Origin of the sequence: Nostoc sp. PCC 9305, assembly GCF_963920915.1 — a bacterium.
GTDB lineage: Bacteria > Cyanobacteriota > Cyanobacteriia > Cyanobacteriales > Nostocaceae > Nostoc.
On sequence record NZ_CAWUDN010000002.1, the window covers coordinates 50,847 to 74,130 of the forward strand.

Sequence of the window (23,284 nt, forward strand, 5' to 3'; positions counted from 1 at the left end):
TGAAGATGTATTGGAAATAACTACGATTTGGAGGAAATAGGTCAGAATAAGAGAACTAAATCTTAGAGTCAGTGCCCTTTCACACAAATATTGTAGGATTGCGGCATAATTTTTTGTCAAATTAATCTTTTAATATAATTTAAAAGCTAACAATGTAACCATAAACCCTACGTGGAAACACTAATAAACAAATATATAAGAATGCTTTCACACTTTTGATTTTATCTGTTTCTCTAAATACAGAAAATAAACATCTCATCTTAAATTTAAATACACCCAATTCCTTGTTCTTCATTGATATAAGTATTTTTCCTTCAACTTAAAAATGAAACTAATAACTAATTCATTGGCTCAAAATAAAAATGAATTACTGATGAATAATGTTCAAATTTCATCATCAGAAAACAACTTAGAACGAGATAATTTGACATTACCTATTTTGAAAAAATCTGAAAACAACCTACTAATAGAGTGGAATAATACTCAAACTGATTATCCTCAACAAGCGTCTATTCATCAGTTGTTTGAAGCACAAGTCGAGAAAACACCTGATGCTGTAGCACTAATTTTTAATAATCAGCATCTTACTTATAGAGATTTGAATCATCGTGCTAATCAACTAGCAAAACATCTACAATCACTAGGAGTAGGAACAGAAATCCTTGTAGGAATCTGCATAGAGCGCTCCTTAGAAATGGTTGTAGCACTCTTAGCTATCCTTAAAGCAGGTGGAGCTTATGTACCATTAGATCCAGGGTATCCACAAGAACGTTTAGCTTTTATGCTGTCAGATACCCAGGTATCTGTACTACTAACTCAAAAAGAACTAGTTACCAAATTACCTACTCACACAGCACTTGTAATTTGTCTAGATGCAGATTGGAATACAATTGCCCAAAATAAAAAAGACAACTTAAGTACTAGTGTTACTGCTGATAACTTGGCTTATGTCATGTATACATCAGGCTCTACAGGGACACCCAAAGGTGTTAGCGTTATACATCGTGGTGTAGTTAGGTTAGTCAAAGAAACTAATTATGCTCAACTCACACCTGAAGAAGTAATTCTGCAACTTGCTCCTATTTCCTTCGATGCTTCCACTTTTGAAATTTGGGGTTGTTTACTTAATGGTGGACGACTAGTAATTTACCCTCCTAATACACCATCTTTAGAAGAATTAGGGCAGATTATTCAGCAATACCAAGTTACAACTCTTTGGCTGACAGCCGGTTTATTTCACCTGATAGTAGATGAAAAAATTGATGCTTTAAAATCCTTACGTCAACTTTTAGCGGGTGGTGATGTTTTATCTGTTCCCCATGCACAGAAGTTTCTCCAAACAGTACAGAACTGTCAACTAATTAACGGTTATGGCCCAACTGAGAATACAACTTTTACCTGCTGCCATCCGATAACAGCACCACTACAACCAGATGTTTCGATTCCTATTGGTCGTCCAATTGCTAACACCCAAGTTTATATATTAGATCAAAACCTCCAATCAGTATCAATTGGAGAAGTTGGTGAATTATACATTGGTGGTGATGGATTAGCTAGAGGCTATTTAAATCGCCCAGACTTAACTGCTGAAAAATTCATTTCTCACTCATTTGATGGCAATTTAGCAACGCGCCTTTACAAAACTGGGGATTTAGCTCGTTATCTTCCAGATGGCAATATCGAGTTCTTAGGCCGGATTGACAATCAGGTAAAAATTCGCGGTTTCCGAATTGAACTAGGGGAAATTGAGCGAGAAATTGCACAACATCCTGACGTTCGGGAAATTGCCGTCTTAGCTCGTCAAGATGAAGCAGGTGAAAAACAGTTAACGGCTTATATTGTTCCTCACTATAACAGTGGATATACGCACAATAAATTACGCAGTTTCTTACAACAGCGACTACCTAATTACATGGTGCCATCGGCATTTGTGATGTTAGAGTCATTGCCTTTGACTGCAAATGGCAAAGTAGATAGACATAAATTGCCAGCACCAAGTAGAGAACGTCCGCAACTGGAACAAGCGTATATTGCTCCCCAAACCGATTTAGAACGTCTGCTTGCAGGTATTTTATCCGAACTGCTGAAAATCGATCGCGTTGGGATTGATGATAATTTCTTTGATTTGGGAGCAACTTCAATCTCAATTCTCCAAGTTGCTGCGCGAATAAAACAGGAAATTGGTATTGAGCTACCTGCTGTGAAGCTATTTCAGTATTCAACAATTGGCTCTTTAGCAAACTATTTGGATTCAAACCAGAATAGCCAACCGTCTTCTGACAAGCTGCAAAATCGCGCCCAACGCCAGCAAGCAGCTCGTGCTCGTCGCCGTAATCATCAACAAGGTGTTTAAGCAATGGTAAATATGCAAGCATCCGATAACCAAGATCCTAGTGATGGTGTTGCCATTATTGGCATGGTAGGAAGATTTCCTGGCGCTGGAAATGTCGATGAATTTTGGCGCAATCTCTGTGAAGGATTAGAATCAACGACTTTCTTTCAAGAAGAAGAACTAGACCCTAGTATCGATCCGAACCTTTGCAAAGATCCTAGCTATGTAAAAGCTAGAGGGATAATTCCTGGGGGCGAAACCTTTGATGCCGCTTTCTTTGGCATTAATCCACTTGAAGCTGTGGTTATGGACCCACAGGCTAGAGTATTCCTTGAGTTGGTTTATGAAGCCCTAGAAAATGCTGGTTATGAATCAGAGTCTTTTGAGGGTTTGATTGGTTTGTATGCTGGTTGCGGTCAAAATACTTATTTTGCTAACCATATTGCTGGTCGTATGGAAATTGTCGATCGCATCGGTGAATTCCAAACGATGTTAGCCAATGAAAAAGACTTTTTAACCACCCGTGCTGCTTACAAACTCAACCTCAAAGGCCCAGCTGTCAGCGTCAATACAGCCTGTTCTACTTCTTTGGTAGCAGTCATTCAGGCTTGTCAAGCTTTAACCAGCTATCAGTGCGATTTGGCTTTGTCTGGTGGTGTATCCATGACTACACCCCAAAACAGCGGTTACATAGCTCAAGAAGGCAGTATGCTTTCTGGAGATGGGCATTGTCGTCCCTTTGATGCCAGCGCTCAGGGCACAATGTTCAATAATGGCGCAGGAGTAGTTGTCCTCAAACGTTTAGAAGATGCACTCCATGATGGCGATCGCATCTATGCTGTAATTCGAGGTTCTGGTATCAATAATGACGGCGCTGATAAGGTGAGCTTTACCGCTCCCAGCGTAGACGGACAAGCAGAAGCCATTGCAATGGCGCAAGCTTATGCTAACTTTCACCCAGAAACCATCTCTTATATTGAAGCTCACGGCACAGCTACACCTTTAGGCGACCCGATTGAAATTGAAGCGCTGACACAAGCATTCCGGGTGCATACAAATGCTAAACAATTTTGTGCGATCGGCTCTCTTAAAAGCAATGTCGGACATTTAGTTGCGGCGGCTGGAGTAGCAGGGTTAATTAAAACCGCTCTCGCCCTGCATTATAAAAAGATTCCACCTAGTTTAAATTTTGAGGCTCCCAATCCCAAGATTGACCTTGCCAACAGCCCCTTCTATGTAAATACCAAACTAGCTGAATGGTCGGAGGGTGAAACTCCGCGACGAGCCGGTGTGAGTTCTTTTGGTGTCGGCGGGACTAATGCTCATATTGTGCTAGAAGAAGCGCCACAAATCCAAAGTTCCGGATCTTCTCGCCCACAGCAGCTATTGTTACTCTCGGCAAAAACTAGTAAAGCTTTAGAGGCTGCAACCGCGAATTTACAGCAACATTTACAATACAATGCCGAAATTAACTTAGCTGATGTAGCTTATACCCTACAGCGAGGGCGCAAAGCTTTTAACTACCGACGCAGTATAGTTTGTCACGATATTACAGATGCGATCGCAGCTCTCCAATCTTTAGATCCAAATCAAGTAAATACCCGTCACATAGAAATCCGCAATCCAGCCGTTGTCTTCATGTTCCCCGGACAAGGATCGCAATATGTGAACATGGGACTGAATCTCTACAACCGCGAACCTGTATTCCAGGAAGCAGTAGATGAATGTGCTGAAATGCTTAAGCCTTTGCTGGGCAGGGATTTGCGAGAAATCATCTATCCAGCAGCGAGCGAGCGCGAAACTGCGGCTATCTCTTTGCGACAAACCTGCTTTACCCAACCAGCACTATTCGTCATTGAATACGCTTTAGCGCAACTGTGGCAAAGTTGGGGAGTCAAGCCCCAAGCCATGATTGGCCACAGTATTGGCGAATTTGTCGCCGCCTGTATAGCAGGTGTATTCACCTTAGAAGATGCGCTGATGTTGGTTGCAACTCGCGGTCGCTTAATGTGGGAGTTACCGGCAGGAGCTATGCTTTCAGTGCGCCTACCAGCCAAAGAGGTAGAGCCGCGATTGAATGCAGAACTAGCGATCGCTGCAATTAATGGCCCTTCCCTGTGTGTAGTTTCTGGCCCCACAGAGGCAATCGCATCTCTGCAAAAACAGCTAGAAAGCGAAGAAGTTATCTGTCGCCATTTACACACTTCCCACGCTTTCCACTCCCCGATGATGGATGGCATCATAGCCCCCTTTGCTGAGGTAGTTGGGAAGGTTAAATTATCACCTCCCCAAATTCCCTTTGTATCTACAGTTACCGCCGACTGGATTACAGTCCAGCAAGCAACAGATCCGATGTATTGGGCTACACATCTGCGTCAGACTGTGCGGTTTGCCGAGGGCGTACAAACTCTATGGCAGCAGCCAGAACGCTTACTTTTAGAGGTGGGGCCGCGAATCACAACTACGACCTTAGCCCGCCAACAAGCAAAAGATATTAAACAACAGATAGCCATTCCTTCTTTGGGTGATAACGCCGAGAACGAAGCTGAATGGACGGCATTACTCAAGGCAGTAGGACAACTGTGGTTAGCAGGAGTATCTATTGACTGGAGCAACTTCTATCAAAGGGAAACGCGACAACGAATTCCCCTGCCTACTTATCCCTTTGAACGCCAACGCTTCTGGATCGATCCTCCACCTCATCCCAATCGCGCAGCAACTCCCAAACTTTTAAATTCCCAATTATTAGAAAAGACCCAAACTATGACAACATCCACTCAGCAAAAGCTTATTCTCCTGCTCAAAGAAATTATCGAAGAAACTTCAGGATTGGAAATCGCAAGTGTTGACGACTCGACAACATTTTTAGAAATGGGATTAGATTCCTTATCTTTGACACAAGTCGGGCTAGCGTTAAAGAAAAAATTTAAAGTCAAAGTAACACTTAGGCAGTTACTAGAAATTTACCCCAATTTAGGAACACTGGCCGACTTTATCAATTCAGCCTTGTCTCCCGAAACTTTATCCGCATTAGGATTAACAGAAACCGTTGCAGATATCGTTCCAGAAACTTCATTGCCAGAACCCGCAACTGTAACCACATCACCCACCTTGGTAGTTCATGAAGTTCATACAAATGGATCAAATGGAGCTGCACCTAAGATTTCCCTTCAACCGGCTGCATCTAGTAGCATCCTAGAAGGTGTGATTAATCAGCAGCTACAAATTATGAGCCAGCAATTGGCGCTATTGGGGAATAGCAGTCAATCTGTAACAATCCCAGTTGTACCTGCGGCAACATCTCAAAATAATGGTGTCAAGCCACAAAATGCTGTATCTGTCCCCCCAACCCAAACCAGCAAAGAATCAGCATCAGTAGAAACAGAGTCAAATGGTGCTAAAAAGGCATTTGGTGCGGCTGCTCGAATTGAAAAGACTCAGACTAAAACTCTGACAGCACAACAACGCACTCATCTAGACAAAATTATCCAAAGATATACAAAACGGACTCAAAAATCCAAAGAATATACTCAAACTCATCGCCCTTACTTAGCAGATCCCAGAACTGTTTCCGGGTTTAACCCGACGATGAAAGAGATGGTTTATCCCATCGTGGCGTCTCGTTCTTCAGGTTCTAAACTTTGGGATGTTGATGGTAATGAATATGTCGATTTAAGCAATGGCTTTGGGTTGAATTTGTTTGGTTGGTCGCCACCTTTCATTACTGAAGCAATTGAAGCCCAACTCAAACTCGGCATGGAAATTGGCCCGCAAACTCCCTTTGTTGGAGAAGTGGCAAAGCTGATGTGTGAGTTGACCAACTTTGAACGAGCAGCCTTTTGCAACACAGGTTCCGAAGCGGTTCTGGGAGCGATGCGGATGGCACGTACCATCACAGGGCGTAACTTAATTGCCATCTTTTCTGGAGCTTATCACGGTATTTTGGATGAAGTAATTGTTCGGGGTACAAAAAAACTCCGGTCAATTCCGGCTGCTCCTGGTATCCCACCGGAAATGGTGGAGAACATTTTGGTGGTGGACTATGATTCGCCTGAGTCTCTAGAAATACTCAGAAGTCGGGCTGATGAGTTAGCAGCAGTGATGGTGGAATCTGTGCAAAGCCGTCGCCCTGAATACCAGCCCAAGGAATTCCTCCAGCAATTGCGTGATTTCACGGAAGAAGCTGGTATTGCTCTGATTTTTGATGAAATCGTTACCGGATTTAGAATTCATCCAGGTGGCGCTCAAGCGCATTTCGGTATCAAGGCAGACATAGCAACCTACGGTAAGATTGTGGGCGGTGGGCTACCAATTGGGGTCATTGCTGGCAAATCACAATATATGGATGCTTTGGATGGTGGGTTTTGGCAGTTTGGCGATGACTCCGTTCCAGAAGTAGGCGTGACTTACTTCGCCGGCACTTTCGTCCGCCATCCTTTAGCACTAGCAGCCGCCAAAGCAGTACTTCAGCATTTAAAACAGAGTGGCCCCAGCTTGCAGCAAAATCTCAATGCCAGAACTGATAAGTTTGTAGCGGAACTTATGGGCTATTTCCAGCAAGTTCAGGCTCCGTTTACAGCTTATAATTTCGGCTCCCTGTTCATGGTGAAGTCTTTACCAGAGTTTCCCTACGGAGATTTACTGTTTTACTTGCTGCGGGATAAGGGAGTGCATACTTGGGATCACCGTCCTTGCTTCTTGACGACAGCCCATTCCGAAGCCGATCTGGCTTTCGTAATGGCAGCCTTTAAAGAAAGTATTGCCGAAATGCAGTCTGCTGGCTTTTTGTCTGCACCGCCCATAGAAGTAACAAACCGCGAAACCAATAACAGTTTACGTAATCGTCCTCCGCAACCTGATGCCAAATTAGGACGAGATCCCCAAGGAAACCCCGCCTGGTATATCCCGGATATCGAGCGTCCTGGGAAATATTTACAAGTCGCAAGTGTTTCTTGAAGTGCTTTCAAAAATCAAGTGCATAGAAAGTGTAGTAAGCGTTAGTAATTTTTGCAAATAGTAAATACTCATCCATTTTTGTATGTCAGTTGATAATTTACTTGAACCAAGTTCTATTAAGTCCGATCCGAAGCTTCCTGAACAAATCATTGAAACTGATGTTTCAAACTTCCGGGAAAACTTCAACTCTTCTCACTTCATGTTTTCGCATAACCTTGCAGGACATCCTTTATTTGAGATCCCCCGCTTAGTTGAGCTTGCAAATACCATGCTAAGTCAGGGTAGAGCAAATAAAATTCAGTCTTATATCAGCAAAGTTCCTGTTGAGCAAAAGTGGAATCAGCGACCTGGAATCAAGCAAATTAACGAGGCGATCGCACATATTGGTGAATCGGATTCTTGGGTGATGCTTGAAGATGTTCAAGTAGACCCAGAATATGCTGCCTTGGTTAACCAGATTATCACTGAACTCGAAACTCTTACAGGTAAACCCCTTCGGAAGCAGATGACGTGGCTAGGTGCTTACATTTTTATTGGTTCCCCAAATTCTATTACACCTTACCATATCGATAGTGAGTTGAATTTCCTGTTTCAAATTCAGGGCGAGAAAGATATGAGCCTCTTCAATCAAAGCGATCGTTCTGTACTGAGCGAAGAGGAGATTGAAAAATTTTATGTAGGCGACCTGAATGTAGCAAATTATAAAGAGGAGAATCAGAGTAAAGCAAGGGTTTACCATTTACAACCAGGCAAGGGACTCCATCATCCGATATTGGCACCCCATTGGGCTAAAAATGGTAATAATGTCTCTGTAGCTTTGAGTATCCTCTTTTATCTGCGACCTTACGATCTCAAAGCCAGAATATATCAAGTCAACAGCTACTTACGCAGACTGGGATTAAAACCCACTCCACCAGATAAATCTGCTTTGAAAGATCGGCTCAAAATTTTTGCTCTGGGTCTTCTATCCGATCGCAAACCGAAAAGTAAATTTATGATCCTGCGCTCTGGTGTATTAAAACTAAAATCTATTGAGGGAAAGTTAAAGCAATTTATCAACAAGATTGTCAAAAAAATCTAATTTTTCTCAAATGACTGATTATTAATTGGTCTGAATACTGAATCGGTGTTATAGCAATTCTAAATCATTTGTGAAATCTTTTCTTTTAGACACTCCGCGTAGGTTGCTTCTATGCAAGATTAAGCACTTATTATATCCTTCATAGTAGCCGACAGAAAGTAACTACGCGTCTAATTTAAAAAAGAATTTTCACAACTCAAAAAGGATTGCTATAGGTAGAAAATAAAACCAAATTTGTCAATGTATAAACACATCAAATCGCTCACTTCTTTACGTGGTATTGCAGCCTTGGTTGTTGTTATACACCATTTTTCTTATTACGGTTTACCGAAAACAGGTTCAACTTTATCAGCCTATACTAATTTTTTTCAAAATGGATATTTATGGGTTGATTTTTTCTTTATTCTGAGTGGTTTTATCATGACCCACGTTTATGCAGAGACTTTTTGTTTAAAAGTCAGTTTAAAAAACTATCGTTCGTATTTATTCTCGCGTTTTGCTAGAATTTATCCTCTGCATATATTTATTATTTCTTTATTTGTTGGATTAGAGGTTGTAAAATTACTTTTCCTAAACACTTCTGCTTTTACTGGTAAATTTAACTTAACTGCTCTTTTTTCCAATATTTTTCTTCTCCAAGCATTTGACCTAAAGTGTCCACCTTTATTTTGGTGTAATACCTATTGGAATGAGCCAGCTTGGTCAATAAGTGTAGAGTTTTTTATTTACTGTCTATTTCCATTTTTATTATTACTCTTATTAAGAAATAAATCCAAAATTGATTTGATAATTTATAGTTTTACTCTCTTTTGCATATTACTACTAATCACCTTTAACCGTGGCAATTTAGATACTATTATTGGCATACCTTCGATAGCTAGATGTGGGCTAGAATGCATCCTTGGTATTATAACTTACAAAATTTATCAGAGAGGGAATTATAAAAAGTATTTTAATCTTAATTTCCTGGCAATTATAGCTATAACTTGGATAATTTTGATTATGCATTACTACTGGCATCATTTTCGTAACATTCATGATTGGCTAATTTTACCAGCTTTTTCTCTACTGATTTTAGCTGTATCTATCAACAACAAAAGTGTAATATCAAAGTTTCTCAATTCACGGTTAATGCTATATGTCGGCACTATCTCTTACTCAACTTATATGGTTCATTGGTTTGTTCAAGAATTGTTAAAATCTTTCTGGATTTATAAATTTCACGATGTTTTTGGTAAAGAATTCACAGAATATCAATCGTTGACATCTTTAGGAGTATTTCTTATGATTGTTTTATTGGTTGCATCATTGACATATAGATTTGTAGAAGTCCCTGCGCGTAATTACTTAAAATCTACAATCTTGGCTAAACAATGTATTTGAAGTCAGTAATTTAAAAAAGATTGAAATTTATCCACATTCAATAAACTGAGAAAATAATAGAGTTTTATGACCTTATCACCTGTAGATTACCAATCGACATTAACTGCGGTTGATTTTGATCCATTTGCAAATGGAGAATTACTTCTAACCGCCCCCGCCACAGAATCACAAAAAGAAATTTGGGCTTCTGTGCAAATGGGCGATGCTGCTAATTGTGCTTATAATGAGTCTCAATCTCTGCGACTAAAAGGCGAACTTGATGTCAAACTTTTCCAATCTGCGGTGGAAAAGTTAGTACAACGTCATGAAGCACTACGGACAACTTTTAGCACCGATGGCAATACACTCTGCATTGTTGCTTCTCGGCAAATTGAAATTCCTATTATTGAACTGTCTAACCTAGAACCACAGGAACAACAGGAAAAATTAGCTAGTATCTGGCGACAAGAGGTAGAGCAACCTTTTGATTTGGAACATGGCCCTCTATTTCGGGCAAAGATTATTAAATTGCAACCGCAAGAGCATCTAGCTATTTTGACAGTTCATCATATTATATGTGATGGTTGGTCTTGGGCAGTGCTGATGCCAGATTTGGGTAAACTTTATTCTAGCTTGCAACAGGGTATTGTTCCTGAATTAGAAGAACCAGACTATTTAAGTGAATATGCGATTTTGCAGGAAGAAGAGGCGGATAGTCCAGAAGCGATCGCCACAGAACAATACTGGTTACAACAATTCGCTGACTCTGTACCTGTACTAGATTTCCCTAGCGATCGCCCCCGTCCCCCACTCAGAACCTTTAACGCCGCTCGTGAAGATTGGCATTTAAATCCGGAATTAGTTGCCAACCTGAAACAACTAGGAACAAAACTCGGTTGTAGCTTTATGACTACGATCCTGGGAGGATTCGAGGTCTGGCTGCACCGACTAACAGGACAAAACGACTTAGTTGTAGGTATTCCAGCCGCCGGACAAGCTGCTTTAGGGCAATATAATCTTGTAGGTCACTGTGTAAATTTACTACCATTGCGTAGCCAGATTAATGGCGAAAAATCGTTCAGCGACTACTTGCAATCGCGGCGATCGGCTGTCTTAGATGCTTATGAACATCAACAATTTACCTTTGGTAGTCTAGTCAAAAAATTAGTATTACCACGGGATTCCAGCCGCATTCCCTTAGTACCAATTATATTTAATGTCGATCAAGCCTTAGACAGCGATCGACTTCCCTTTATTGATTTAGAGGTAGAATTTTTCTCCAATCCCCGCGCATTCGAGAATTTTGAACTGTTTATCAATGCTACGGAATCGCATGGTGAACTTATTCTGGAATGCCAGTACAACACTAATTTATTTGACGCTGATACTATCCGCCGCAGGATGGCAGAATTTGAAACTTTGTTATTAGGCATAGTTGCTAACCCTAATCAAATTATTGCTAAATTGCCAATTTTGCCAGCAGTTGAGCAACAGTTATTAGCAACATGGAACAATACTCAAACAGCTTATCCCCAAGATATCTGCATTCACCAGCTGTTTGAAACTCAAGTGGAGAAGACTCCAGATGCGATCGCTGTAGTTTTTGAAAATGAACAAATTAGCTACCGCGAACTGAATCAGCGAGCCAATCAACTAGCCCATTATCTCCAAAGCTTAGGAGTCGGGTCAGAAGTTCTGGTTGGTCTGTGTGTCGAGCGCAGCTTGGAAATGGTTGTAGGAGTTTTAGGCATTCTCAAAGCCGGAGGAGCATACGTACCATTAGATTATGCTTATCCTCAAGAACGTTTAGCTTTCATGCTGCAAGATGCTCAGGTGTCAGTGCTACTAACGCAAGAGAAGCTAAAGTCGGGGCTACCAAACCATCAAGCAGAGATTGTTTGCCTTGATAGCAACTGGCAATCCATAGATTATGGGTCAGATAACCCAACACATAACATTACTTCCAATAACTTAGCCTACGTCATCTATACATCTGGCTCGACAGGTCAACCGAAAGGCGTTCAAATTCAACATCAGAATGCTGTTAATCTTTTAAGTGCGATCGCTAAAGAACCCGGTTTAACTGCTGAAGATACTCTCCTCTCTGTTACTAGCCTATCCTTTGATATTGCCGTTTCAGAAATTTTTCTACCCCTATCTGTAGGTGCGAAGTTGGTATTGGTAAGCCGTGAAGTTGCGGCTGACGGAACACAACTGTTAAAAGCGCTAACCACCTCCGGGGCAACCTTTATGCAACCGACACCAGTTACTTGGCGGTTATTACTGGCAGCCGGATGGCAAGGTAGTCCTCAACTGAAGATGATTTCCACAGGCGAAGCCTTACCTAGAGACCTCGCCAATCAATTATTACCGAAGGGAGCTTGTCTGTGGAACCTTTACGGGCCTACAGAAACAACGATTTGGTCAACAGGCTACAAGGTGACAACGGCAAATAAAGCAATAGGCATTGGTTGCCCTCTAGCTAATACGCAAATCTACATTTTAGACTCCCATTTACAACCCGTTCCCATTGGTATATCAGGTGAGTTGTATATTGGTGGCGAAGGACTAGCAAGGGGATATCTGAATCGTCCCGAACTGACTGCTCAAAGATTTATTTCTAATCCCTTCAGCCCAAACCCTGAATCGCGCTTATACAAAACTGGGGATTTAGCTCGCTATTTACCAGATGGACATATTGAATACTTGGGTCGTATCGACTATCAGGTAAAATTGCGTGGTTTCCGCATAGAATTGGGTGAAATTGAAACCGCACTCCTGCAACATCCAGGAGTAAAAGAAGCTGTTGTAATTGTTCGAGAAGACATTCCTAATGAGACTAGTTTAGTCGGTTATATTGTTGCCGAAACTGGTCAAGATAGCTTGGAAGTGATTTCGCAATTGCGTCGATTCTTGAAACAACAACTTCCTGACTTTATGGTGCCAACAATCTTTATGGCACTAGAAGCTATGCCGTTAACCCCCAATGGCAAAGTCGATCGCAAGGCATTGCCACAGCCTGATGCTTCCCGCCCAGAACTAGAGGCGAATTATGTAGCGCCTCGCACTCCCATTGAACAGCAGATTGCAGATATATGGGCGCAGGTTCTTAATGTCAAGCAGGTTGGGATTAACGACAACTTTTTTGAATTGGGTGGATATTCTCTACTAGGGATTCAAGTGGTTTCTCGAGTTCGCCAAGCCTTGCAAGCAGAAATTTTGATGTCCAATTTATTTGAATTACCAACAGTAGCAGATTTGGCTGAACGAGTGGAGACTCTGCGGTGGGCAGCCCAAGGTGTTCAGGCTGCTGAGAGTGAAACAGCTGATGATTACGAGGAAGGTGAGCTATGAAAACATTAGATGAACTACTATCTGAGCTACGTCAGCGCGATGTCAAACTTTGGCTAGAAGGCGATGCCTGCGGCGGGCATAGCCAACGCTTACGCTATCGGGCCGCAAAAGATAGTCTCACACCGGAATTGCTAACCGAGTTAAAAACTCAAAAAGCCGAAATCATCAACTTTCTCCGACAAATTAACACAGCCGCCAGTTCACAGATTCCCCCAATTGTCGCTTGTGAACGGAATGGCAACTTGCCGCTTTCCTTTGGTCAGCAACGGATATGGTTCCTCCATCAGTTTGAACCTGATAGTTCCTCAAATAATATGCCAGTTGTCGTGCGTTTTACAGGGAATCTGAATGTTGCTGTCTTAGAGGAAAGTTTAAGAGAAGTCGTCCGTCGCCATGAAGTTCTGCGGACAACTTTTCCAGCAGTCAATGGAAAGCCCACTCAAGTCATCGCCACCGATGTTTCCTTGACACTGCCAATAATTGACTTGCGGCAAGTACCAGATGAACAACGAGAGGCGGAAGCTCACCTACTGGCAACTAAAGAAGCTCATCAACCCTTTGATTTAGGCAACGGGCCAATTTTGCGGGTGTTACTGCTGCGATTAAGCGATCGCGAACATCTGCTAATTTGGAATATGCACTGCATAGTTTGTGATGGTGCTTCATCCGATCTGTTCTATCAAGACCTGATTACCATCTATAAAGCATTATCAGCAGGTCAGGTTTCTCCTTTAACTCCCTTACCAGTGCAGTATGCTGATTTTACCAATTGGCAATATCAATGGCTCCAGGGAGAGGTTTTAGAGTCACAGGTAAACTACTGGAAGCAAAAGCTAGAAGGCAATTTACCGATCATTGAGTTACCTTACGATCGCCCCCGTCCTCAAAGTGTGCAAACCTATCGAGGCGATCGCGCTGCCCTGCTGCTATCAAAGTCGCTGAACCATGCCCTGACAGACATGAGTCAAAAATGGGGTGTCACCCTGTTCATGACTCTACTAGCAGCATTCGAGCTATTGCTCTACCGTTATTCTGGACAAGAAGACCTACTAATTAACTTTGCAAGTGCAGGTCGAGGACAAGTTGAAACCGAGGGGCTGATTGGATTTTTTTCTAATACTCTTGTACTGCGGAGTAACTTTGCAGGCAACCCAACTTTCCGAGAATTATTAGACCGAGTGCGTAAGGATTGTTTAGAGGCTTATACCCATCAAGACCTACCCTTTGAAAAGCTAATTGAAGAACTTAGACCAGAACAGCGAAGTCGCAATAGTTCGCCCCTGTTCCAGGTAAAATTCTCCCTCAATCCTCCTTGGTCGAATGGCCGTGGCATGGCATCAGTGCAACTACCTGATTTGACTATCACTTCTCTATTTGGCTATATCTATCATGGCAAGACCAAATACGATCTGACATTGGTCTTGCGGGAACAGGATAATGGTCTGGGTATGGTATTCGATTACAATGCCGAGATGTTTGATGCCAGTACAATAGAGCGGATGTTGGCACACTTCAAAACTTTACTCGAAGGTATTGTTGCTAATCCCGATCGCCCGATTGCTGAGTTACCCCTGTTGACAGCACCCGAACAACATCAATTGTTAATTGAGTGGAATAGCAAACAAGCTGATTATCCCCAGAATACTTGTATCCATCACTGGTTTGAAACTCAAGCTAAAAGAACTCCAAATAATATTGCAGTAAGTTTTAAAAATCAGCAATTAACTTATCAGGAACTTAACCAGCGGGCAAATCAACTAGCCTACTATTTGCAAACTTTAGGGGTAGAATCGGGGGTACTCATCGGTCTTTATCTAGAGCCTTCCCTGGAGATGATTGTGGGGCTGTTGGGTATTTTGAAAGTCGGTGGAACTTACGTACCCATCGCTCCGACATCTGGGCAAGATGGTCTGGCTGTCATTTTAGAAGATGCCCAAATATCTTTGGTGTTAACCCAAAGCTCATTAGTTGAGAAACTCTCTGAGCATCAAGCACAAGCTATCTGTTTGGATAGTGATTGGGAAGTTATTGCCGTACACGTGACTGAAAATCCAGAAAGTTATGGCACAGATCGGACTCTCGCCTGTGTAATGTATGTGTCCGGCTGCAATGGAAAACCCAACGGTATAGCTATTACCCACCATAATCTTGTCAGCCACAGCTTGGCAATTAGCGAAACTTGGGAGTTGACTCAGAGCGATCGCTTACTACTCATACCTAGTATTAGCTGCGATACCTTCATTGAATCACTCTTTCCCACTTGGATTACTGGTGCTACTGCAATTCTCCAATCTCAGGAGATGCAATCAACGAGGCAGTTTTTCCCGTTCATTGCTCAACAACAAATTACTGTTGTTAATCTAGCCACGTCTTTTTGGTATGAGTTAGTCAAGGAGCTATCTGTATCTCCCCAAAGCTTACCAGCTAGCTTGCGCTTAGTCATGGTTGGTGGCGAAAAAGTCTCACGGCAGGCTTATCTAACTTGGGTAGAAAAAGTTGGCAAGCAAGTACGCTGGCTGAATGCTTATGGATCGCTAGAAACAACTTTAACTGCAACGGTTTACGATCCAGAGACTGCAACTGAAGCCAGTAACACTCGGTCAGAAATTCCTATAGGAAGAGCGATCGCCAATACTCAAATCTACATCCTCGATCGGCGATCGCAACTCCTCCCTATTGGTGTAAGTGGTGAAATCTACATCAGCGGTATCGGTGTTACCCAAGGCTACTTTAATCGTCCCGAACTAACATCTGAGAAATTTATCCCCAATCCCTTTAGCAGCGAATCTGGGGCATACCTTTACAGAACTGGTGACTTAGGACGCTACTTAAGTGACGGCAATATTGAGTTTTTAGGCCGCTTAGATAATCAGGTAAAAATTCGCGGCTTTCGCATTGAGTTGGCTGAAATTGAAACAATTTTGGGTCAATATCCAGGCGTACAAAAAACTGTGGTGATTGCCAAAGAAGATGTTCCTGGGGATAAAAGTTTAGTTGCTTATGTTGTTCCCAAACAAGGAGAAAGTTTTGGGAGCGAGCAAATGCTGAGTTTTCTCCAGCAAAAGTTACCTGAACATTTGTTGCCTTCTGCCTTTTTCATAGTCGATTCTCTGCCATTGAATGCTCATGGCCAAGTCGATCGCCAAGCCTTATCTAGGCTGAATCCAACTAATTCTAAAATAGAAAAAATATTTGCCACAGCAGAAGATCCATTACAACTTCAGTTAACTAAAATTTGGGAAAACCTTTTAGGTATTCATCCCATTGGCATAAAAGACAACTTTTTTGATTTGGGTGGAAACTCACTACTTGCAGTACATCTGTTTTCTCAGATTGAAAAGACATTTGGCTTAAATCTGCCCTTAGCTATTCTCTTGCAATCTTCAACCATTGAGCAATTAACTAATATTATTCGCCAGCAAGGGTTTTTGCCAGAAAGCCATAATCAGGTTGAGAGTAGTATTAGTAACAACTCAGAAAAATCGATGCCTTGGTCATCACTAGTACCAATGCAGCCCAACGGTTCTAAGCCACCTCTCTTTTGCATCCATGCAATTGGTTTAAGTGTTCTCTATTACCGAGATTTATCACTTCATTTGGGTGAAAATCAGCCATTTTATGCACTACAAGCACGAGGATTAAATGGGAAAGAAGCTCCCTTTACCAAGCTTACACAAATGGCGGCTCATTACATCAAAGAGATACAAACTATTCAACCTGAAGGCCCTTATTTTTTGGGTGGTTCCTCCTTTGGTGGACTAGTAGCTTGGGAAATGGCTCAACAACTCGTAAGGCAAGGTCAAAAAGTAGCTCTGTTAGCTTTATTTGATACTACTGGCCCAAATTATATTAAACAAGCGCCGTTAGAAAAGCGAGTTTCTCAACATTGGGACAACCTGACAAAACTTGGGACTAATTACGTGCTTGAGCAAATCAGGAACAAAAGCTCTTGGCTGAAGTATAAACTTCAAGAAAAGTTCCGAAAATTGCTCTTTAAATTTTCCTTAAGAATCTGGCGGACTGTACCTTATAACTACCGGAAATTAACAATAGAAGAGGCCAATAAACAGGCAGCCAGAGAATACGTTCTAAAAGCTTATCCAGGTCGAGTCACTGTATTCCGAGCAGAAGAGCGCGTTGCATTGGAAAAACGGGAGGTTGACCCCCAAATGGGTTGGAGTGAAATGGTCTTAGGAGGTTTGGATATTCAAAATGTCCCAGGAAACCACGACTCTATTTTTAGAGAACCCCATGTCCGAACTCTATCTGAAAAGATGAGAGCTTGCATAGATCGAGCTATTGTAGACATCTAAAATTCGTCTAATTTGCAGAAATAGTTATAGCTTTCAACCTCATCTCGCTTCCGGGATGGGGTTGTTTTATTTGCGCGTAATAACTTCAACTATGTATGTATAAATTCGATCGTAAAGAAAGCTCTAACATAAGGGATAAGCTGAAAATTACTTAGTATATCTACTGAGGCTTTAATAAAAATCAGACAATAAGCTATATAGTACATTCTTATCTTTGCTAGAAAAGAATATTACTTTTACAAACTATTTTGCAATCTCAAGGGAAATATGACGCAGAAAATCCTGAATTTTGTAGAAGTTCAAAAAGATGATACAAATGGTGTCGATGGACTTGCTGGTGCTAAATCCCTCACAGTTAGCTCCGATGGAAAATTCCTCTATGCTACTGGATATGATGACTCGGCTGTAGCGGTATTTGAGCGGGATACAATCACAGGCGCACTGAGTTTTGTAGAAGTTCAAAAAGATGATACAAATGGTGTCGATGGGCTTGCTGGTGCTGAATCTCTCACAGTCAGTCCCGATGGAAAATTCCTGTATGCATCTGGATATAGTGACTCAGCTGTAGCGGTATTTAAGCGGGATACAACCACAGGCGCACTGAGTTTTGTAGAAGTTCAAAAAGATGATACAAATGGTGTCGATGGACTTGCTGGTGCTAAATCCCTCACCGTCAGCCCTGATGGAAAATTCCTCTATGCTGCTGGATATAGTGACTCAGCTGTAGCGGTATTTAAGCGGGATACAACCACAGGCGCACTGAGTTTTGTAGAAGTTCAACAAGATGATACAAATGGTGTCGATGGGCTTGCTGGTGCTGAATCCCTCACCGTCAGCCCCGATGGTAAATTCCTATATGCTGCTGGATATGATGACTCGGCTATAGCTGTGTTTGAGCGGGATACAACCACAGGCGCACTGAGTTTTGTAGAAGTTCAAAAAGATGATACAAATGGTGTCGATGGACTTGCTGGTGCTAAATCCCTCACCGTCAGCCCTGATGGAAAATTCCTGTATGCTGCTGGATATGATGACTCAGCTGTAGCTGTGTTTGAGCGGGATACAACCACAGGCAAACTAAGTTTTGTGGAAGTTCAAAAAGATGGTATCAGTAGTGTCGATGGGCTTGGTGGTGTCTCTTCCATTACTGTCAGCCCCGATGGAAAATACCTCTATGCTGCTGGATATGATGACTCGGCGGTGGCGGTGTTTGAGCGGGATACAACCACAGGCAAACTAAGTTTTGTAGAAGTTCAAAAAGATGATGCAGATGGTGTCGATGGACTTGGTGGTGCGGTTTCTGTAACTCTCAGCTCCGATGGCAAATACCTCTATACTGCTGGATATGATGACTCGGCGGTGGCGTTGTTTAGTGCGCCTTTCAATCATACGCCAGAGGTGGCAAATGAAATTCTTGACCAAGAAACCACCGAAGATAGTGTCTTCAACTTCACCCTTCCAGTTGACACCTTCAGCGATGTAGATGTTGAAGATACCCTGACTTACACTGCAACTCTAGAAAATGATGACCTACTGCCTACTTGGTTGAAGTTCGATCCTGCTACTCTTACCTTTAGTGGGACTCCCACACATAAGGATGTAGGTAATCTAAACATCAAAGTCACTGCTAAAGATATTGCTGGAGAGCAAGCTAGTGATATATTTACGCTTGGGGTTGCCGATAAAAAGACTCCTACTACTTTATTCACATTAATTACAGGCGATATCTTTAGTGTCAAGACTAAGCTGAAGACTAAAGGCAATAAAGCAAAAATCTCCATCAAAATTAAAACCAGCACTTTTAAAGAGGTGAATGAGCTGTGTGTATTTAATGTTGATGATGATGAAGGTAAGATTGATGGCATAGCCCCTGGTGCAGAAGGCTATACACAAGCTGCTCTTTTACGCTCCAAGGTGATTTTCTTCTCCCTTGCTAATATGCCCAAGGGTTTCAAGCATGAAGATGTGAATAACGTCTTAGAATTTGACTCTGATACCAAACTCCGATTCTATAGCGTATCCAACAGTACTACTCAGGCTGTACTGTCTGGAAAAGCATCTTTTTCAAGTGTCGTTTTTTCCTCAGCCACAAATACCAACACAGGAGAGGAAGGCTTTTCTCTCAACTTCCAAAATTTTGCTGTAACGGTTCAGGCAACAAATCAAGAAATATCTTTGGGTACAAATTTACAAGGCAAAAAGGAAGGCGAACTGATTGATTTACGGGGTGTAGGACAATCGGTAAAAGCTGACTTTAAGGTTTATAGAGAAGCTGCATTGAACAACTTTGTCGGTTTTTATCGGGTGGCTGATGAAAATGGTGGCATTGACACCAATAGCGATGGTAAAGCAGATATTCTTGTTGGACAAGCAGGTTATGCCGAAGCCGCTGTGCGTGGGCGTGTTACAGGCGTTGACTTGACGGTGAGCAATCAAGGTTCGGCAACATCTACCAGCACTTTCGGAACTGATTCGTTATTTGCACCCTTTATTATTATCAATGGTAAAGCAGATAAGTTTCTCGATAATAATGCCAATAACGATCCAAAGATTTACTTTTCATTTTTGGGTGCTAACTCAGATAAGGTAGATCACATTCGACTGTTGGGAAATAACACCTTTGGTTTTGAAGATTTAGCCAATGGTGGTGATAAAGATTATAACGATATGATTGTGCAGATCAATTTGAGTGTCAATCTTGCCTAGATCGAAGGCGAGGAATTACTTAGAAAAATAATACAACCTCATCCCGGTTGCGGGGTGAGGTTGTTTTCTGCATAACGATTATATGGACTCATACATGTATAAATAGTCTTTGCATCAGTCTAAAGCTATTTATAGGCATGTTACAGGCATTTTTTTACGGTGAATAAGGATAGAAAATTATACCGCGACTTTCACAAAGCTGCTTCGCTGCTTGCGCCATTTATTATTGTTGATGGCAAATATGATGCTATTTGCGATGGCAATGGTAATATTGATCCGCAGGTTTAGGCAGTAAATTTACTGGAGTTAACTATTAGCCTTTTATATAAGTTTAATAATTGACTCCTTTACGATACCAAAAAAATCCTGTTTCTACGTGATTTACAGGTTATGGCACGTAATGGCTGTCACAAAAAAACCATTAATTATTAATTAAGAGTAATTATGTCAGACACCATCCCGATAGCGATCGCAAAAGAGCCAACTCAAGACTTATATGAGCAAATACCTGCTACTCACTTAGTTTTCATCGACTCACAGGTTGAGAACTACCAAAGTCTGGTAGCAGGTGTATTGCCGAACACCTCTGTTGTAGTCTTAGACCCTGACCAGAATGGCATTGAACAAATTAGCCAAGTGCTGGCAACTCATCGGGAAATCAATACCTTACACATTGTTTCTCACGGTGCACCAGGGCAAGTTTATCTGGGGAACAGTCAACTCAGCTACGAAACCCTCAACCATTATGCTTGGCAACTCATGGACTGGGCAAATGTTTTGAGTGCAGATGCACAACTGCTATTGTATGGTTGCGAAGTCGGGCAAACAGAGCAAGGTAAAGCATTTGTACAGCGTCTGAGTGAATTGACAGGTGCAGTAGTAGCGGCGTCTGATGATTTAACGGGGAGTACTGCATTAGGTGGTAACTGGAAACTAAAAGTTTCTACGGGGGCAAGTGTTCCTACTCTGGCGTTTCAGCCAAAAGTAATGGCAGCCTACGCTTCAGTACTAACTGCTCCAGCCTTGGGAAAAGAAATTGCAGACCAACAAGCCACTGAAGATATTTTCTTCAGCTTCACTGTACCAGATGACACTTTCACCGATCCAGATGTCGGAGATACCCTTACCTACACTGCAACTCTGGACGACGATACGCCTTTGCCGAATGGGTTGAAGTTCAATGTTGCTACCAGGACTTTCAGTGGTACTCCCGATAATGGGGACGTAGGTAGTCTAAACATCAAAGTTACCGCTCAGGATGTTGGTGGAGAAACAGCCAGTGATGTGTTTAAACTCACGGTTAATAATGTCAACGATCCTCCAGTCTTGGTAAAAGAAATTGCAGACCAAGAAGCCACCCAGAACACACTTTTCAACTTCACAGTCCCAGATGACACCTTTAGCGATGTGGATGTTGGAGACATTCTCACCTACACTGCAACCCTAGAAAACGATGATCCTCTGCCAATGGGGTTGAAGTTCAATCCTACTACCCGTATCTTCAGTGGCACTCCCGATAATGGGGACGTAGGTAGTATAAACATCAAAGTTACCGCTAAAGATGTTGCTGGAGAGCAAGCCAGTGATGTGTTTAAAATCAAGATTAATAATGTCAACGATCCTCCAGTTTTAGTAAAAGAAATTGCAGATCAGCAAGTCACTGAAGACACACTTTTCAATTTCACCGTCCCAACTGACACCTTTAGCGATGTGGATGTTGGAGACATCCTCACCTATACTGCAACGCTGGAAAATAATGACCTACTACCTACTTGGTTGAACTTCAATCCTACTACCCTTACCTTCAGTGGTACTCCTGAGAATGAGGACGTAGGTAGTTTAAACATCAAAGTCACAGCTAAGGATGTTGCTGGAGAGCAAGCCAGTGATGTGTTTAAACTTGCGGTTACTGATAATACTGCTGTAGTGACACAAATTACAGGCGATATCTTTAGTGTCAAGACTAAGCTGAACATTAAAGGTGATAAAGGAAAACTCTCAATCAAGATTAGAAACAACACCTCTAAAGAGGTGAACGAACTAAATGTATTTACTGTTGACGATGAACAAGGTAGGATTAACGGCATAGCCCCTGGTGCAGAAGGCTATACGCAAGCGGCTCTTTTGCGTTCAAAGGTGGTTTTCTCCGCTCTTGCCAACCTGCCTAATGGTTTTAATCCTGCCGACCTGAAAAACATTTTAGAATTCGACTCTGATACCAAACTCAGATTTTATCTGGTATCCAACAGTACTACTCAGTCTGTACTGTCTGGAAAAACCCCCTTCTCAAGTGTGCTTTTTTCCTCAGCTACAAATAACGACATAGAAGATGAAGGGTTTTCTCTTAATTTTCAGAATTTGGTAGTGAATATTCAGCCAACCAATCAAGAAGTATCTTTCGGTACTGGTCTGCAAGGCAAATATCAAGGCGAACTGATTGATTTACGGAGTGTGACACAATCGGTAACAGCTGAGTTTGCAGTCAACAGAGAGGCAGCTTACAATAACTTTGTCGGCTTCTATCAGGTAGCTGATGAAAATGGTGGTATTGACACCAACGGTGATGGCACAGCAGATATTCTCGTTGGGCAGGCTGGCTACGCCGAAGCTGCTGTGCGTGGGCGTGTTGCAGGCATTGACTTGGCGGTGGGCAACCAAGGCACTGCAAATTACACTGGCACTTTCGAGCCGAATTCTTTATTTGCACCATTTATTATTGTGGATGGCAGACCCGATGCAATTCTCAATGGTAATGCCAATAAAAATGTTTACTTCACATTCTTGGGTGCTAATTTAGATAAGGTAGATCACATTCGGTTATTGGGAAATAACACCTTTGGTTTTGAAGATTTAGCCAATGGTGGTGATAAAGATTACAACGATGTGATTGTGCAGGTCAATTTGAATGTTAATCTTGCTTAGTATTAAATACGAGTAATTACTTAGTAAAATCGATCAACCTCATCCTAGTTGCAGGGTGAGGTTGTTTTGTGCATAGTGATGAGATGGACTAGCCATTAATTAAATTAGTAAATTTACTGAAGGCACTTATTGTCTTTCCTTCATAAATTTAATAGTTGATTCCTCTAGGGTGAAAAAATCTTCCGCTTTACTTTTCAAGTTAAATTTTATTAAATTAAGCTAGCAAAAAAAGTGATGGATAATTATTTCATAATTAGC

General features: G+C 41.9%; 9 protein-coding genes. All 9 read left to right on the forward strand.

Annotated elements, in window-relative coordinates:
• The first annotated feature begins 325 nt into the window (after window positions 1–325).
• The 9 genes from ACM0OX_RS01045 to ACM0OX_RS01085 all read left to right on the forward strand — a co-directional run bounded on the left by ACM0OX_RS01045 (window position 326) and on the right by ACM0OX_RS01085 (window position 23,026).
• Window positions 326–2,353, forward strand: a complete 2,028-nt coding sequence (locus ACM0OX_RS01045) for a non-ribosomal peptide synthetase (RefSeq protein WP_414512339.1) — start codon at window positions 326–328, stop codon at window positions 2,351–2,353.
• 3 nt (window positions 2,354–2,356) lie between these two features.
• On the forward strand, window positions 2,357–7,288 hold the full coding sequence (locus tag ACM0OX_RS01050) for an aminotransferase class III-fold pyridoxal phosphate-dependent enzyme (RefSeq protein WP_414512341.1): 4,932 nt from the start codon (window positions 2,357–2,359) through the stop codon (window positions 7,286–7,288).
• Window positions 7,289–7,370: 82 nt separating this feature from the next.
• Window positions 7,371–8,369, forward strand: coding sequence for a cupin-like domain-containing protein (locus tag ACM0OX_RS01055; protein WP_414512343.1), 999 nt, complete (start codon window positions 7,371–7,373; stop codon window positions 8,367–8,369).
• Window positions 8,370–8,609: 240 nt separating this feature from the next.
• Entirely contained in the window at window positions 8,610–9,752 is a 1,143-nt protein-coding gene (locus tag ACM0OX_RS01060; RefSeq protein ID WP_414512344.1) for an acyltransferase family protein, read from the forward strand.
• 66 nt (window positions 9,753–9,818) lie between these two features.
• Window positions 9,819–13,085 (forward strand): non-ribosomal peptide synthetase, encoded by a 3,267-nt coding sequence (locus ACM0OX_RS01065; protein ID WP_414512346.1) that lies wholly within the window; start codon window positions 9,819–9,821, stop codon window positions 13,083–13,085.
• On the forward strand, window positions 13,082–17,398 hold the full coding sequence (locus ACM0OX_RS01070) for an amino acid adenylation domain-containing protein (RefSeq protein ID WP_414512348.1): 4,317 nt from the start codon (window positions 13,082–13,084) through the stop codon (window positions 17,396–17,398). The genes ACM0OX_RS01065 and ACM0OX_RS01070 overlap by 4 nt, the downstream gene beginning before the upstream one ends.
• Window positions 17,399–17,665: 267 nt before the next feature.
• Window positions 17,666–20,104 (forward strand): beta-propeller fold lactonase family protein, encoded by a 2,439-nt coding sequence (locus ACM0OX_RS01075; protein ID WP_414512350.1) that lies wholly within the window; start codon window positions 17,666–17,668, stop codon window positions 20,102–20,104.
• 159 nt (window positions 20,105–20,263) lie between these two features.
• A complete protein-coding gene (locus tag ACM0OX_RS01080) occupies window positions 20,264–20,392 on the forward strand; it encodes a hypothetical protein (RefSeq protein ID WP_414512352.1) in 129 nt (42 codons plus the stop codon).
• 156 nt (window positions 20,393–20,548) lie between these two features.
• Entirely contained in the window at window positions 20,549–23,026 is a 2,478-nt protein-coding gene (locus tag ACM0OX_RS01085; protein WP_414512354.1) for a putative Ig domain-containing protein, read from the forward strand.
• Window positions 23,027–23,284: the final 258 nt, after the last annotated feature.

What these genes read in the sequence shown, in the direction of transcription:
- ACM0OX_RS01045 (WP_414512339.1), top strand. Translation starts at nt 326, where the DNA reads ATGAAACTAATAACTAATTCATTGGCTCAAAATAAAAATGAATTACTG.
- ACM0OX_RS01050 (WP_414512341.1), top strand. Translation starts at nt 2,357, where the DNA reads ATGGTAAATATGCAAGCATCCGATAACCAAGATCCTAGTGATGGTGTT.
- ACM0OX_RS01055 (WP_414512343.1), top strand. Translation starts at nt 7,371, where the DNA reads ATGTCAGTTGATAATTTACTTGAACCAAGTTCTATTAAGTCCGATCCG.
- ACM0OX_RS01060 (WP_414512344.1), top strand. Translation starts at nt 8,610, where the DNA reads ATGTATAAACACATCAAATCGCTCACTTCTTTACGTGGTATTGCAGCC.
- ACM0OX_RS01065 (WP_414512346.1), top strand. Translation starts at nt 9,819, where the DNA reads ATGACCTTATCACCTGTAGATTACCAATCGACATTAACTGCGGTTGAT.
- ACM0OX_RS01070 (WP_414512348.1), top strand. Translation starts at nt 13,082, where the DNA reads ATGAAAACATTAGATGAACTACTATCTGAGCTACGTCAGCGCGATGTC.
- ACM0OX_RS01075 (WP_414512350.1), top strand. Translation starts at nt 17,666, where the DNA reads ATGACGCAGAAAATCCTGAATTTTGTAGAAGTTCAAAAAGATGATACA.
- ACM0OX_RS01085 (WP_414512354.1), top strand. Translation starts at nt 20,549, where the DNA reads ATGTCAGACACCATCCCGATAGCGATCGCAAAAGAGCCAACTCAAGAC.